The organism is Pseudostreptobacillus hongkongensis, from assembly GCF_001559795.1.
Lineage (GTDB): Bacteria > Fusobacteriota > Fusobacteriia > Fusobacteriales > Leptotrichiaceae > Pseudostreptobacillus > Pseudostreptobacillus hongkongensis.
Window position 1 is genome coordinate 1 of record NZ_LOHY01000006.1, and the last position, 948, is coordinate 948.

Sequence of the window (948 nt, forward strand, 5' to 3'; positions counted from 1 at the left end):
ATTAACTATGTTTATTCCATTGTTAAGTATAATGAAAATGACTATATTATGTTTGGACCAGAATCATGTGGAATCCCTGAAAAAATATTAAATAAATATAAAGAAGATAATATAACTACACCAATATATTATCTAAATGTAAAACCACATTTAGGTACTGCTTATACTACTGTAATATGTTATGTTATATCAAGATATAATAAACTTAAAGGAATAGATGTTAAGTTTATTACAGGAACTGATGATCGTGGTCAAAAAATAGAAGAAAGTGTTAAAAAAAATAATGTTACATCACAAGAATGGATAGATTCTATGAAATCTGATTTTATTAAATTGTGGTATAAATTAAATATAGAATATGATGAGTTTGTTAGAACAACTAATCCTACACATGAAAATGTTCAAAAAATTATAGAAACTGTTTATAAAAATGGATATATATAGTGGTGAATATATAGGGAAATATTCTGTTAGTGAAGAAGCTTTTGTTACAGAATCACAACTTGTAGATGGTAAAAATATGGGTGAAGAAGTAATAGATATAGTAGAAAATCATATTTCTTTAAACTATCAAAATATCAAGATAAATTACTTAAATTTTATGAAAATAATCCTGATTTTATAAAACCACAAAGTAGAAGAAATGAAGTTATACCTTTTGTAAAACAAGGATTACAAGATTTATCTATTTAAAGAACTTCATTTCTACTTGATTCTGGATTTATAGATACATTTAGATATTTTTATCCAGATAAAGAATTTGTATATTCTTGGTGGTCGTATAGAGGGAATGCTGGAAAGAATAATAGTGGCTGGAGAATAGACTATTTTTGTGTTTCAGAAAGTTTAAAAAATAGAATAACTGATTCTGAAATACAGTTAAATATAGGAGGTTCAGATCATTGGCCTGTAGTTTTATATATAAAGTAAAGGGGCTGTTGCAATTCA

At 25.3% G+C, this 948-nt stretch carries 2 protein-coding genes and 3 pseudogenes; all 5 read left to right on the forward strand.

From position 1 onward, the window contains the following. Positions 1-126 (forward strand): annotated as a pseudogene (locus AYC59_RS08095) (tRNA (uridine(34)/cytosine(34)/5-carboxymethylaminomethyluridine(34)-2'-O)-methyltransferase TrmL); the annotation flags it as partial. Then, positions 124-444, forward strand: a complete 321-nt coding sequence (locus AYC59_RS08100) for a class I tRNA ligase family protein (protein ID WP_245620590.1) — start codon at positions 124-126, stop codon at positions 442-444. The pseudogene AYC59_RS08095 and the gene AYC59_RS08100, both read left to right, overlap by 3 nt. After that, positions 431-625 carry a hypothetical protein gene (locus AYC59_RS08105; RefSeq protein WP_066894084.1) on the forward strand — a complete coding sequence of 65 codons (195 nt, stop codon included), beginning with the start codon at positions 431-433 and terminating at the stop codon, positions 623-625. Before AYC59_RS08100 ends, AYC59_RS08105 begins: the two co-directional genes overlap by 14 nt. After that, positions 607-693 (forward strand): annotated as a pseudogene (locus AYC59_RS08110) (hypothetical protein); the annotation flags it as partial. The gene AYC59_RS08105 and the pseudogene AYC59_RS08110, both read left to right, overlap by 19 nt. 12 nt (positions 694-705) lie before the next feature. Further along, positions 706-930, forward strand: a pseudogene (locus AYC59_RS08115) (endonuclease/exonuclease/phosphatase family protein); the annotation flags it as partial. Between the last annotated feature and the right edge of the window lie 18 nt (positions 931-948).

Coding starts and splice junctions, on each gene's coding strand:
- AYC59_RS08105 (WP_066894084.1), top strand. CDS start 431: ATGGATATATATAGTGGTGAATATATAGGGAAATATTCTGTTAGTGAA.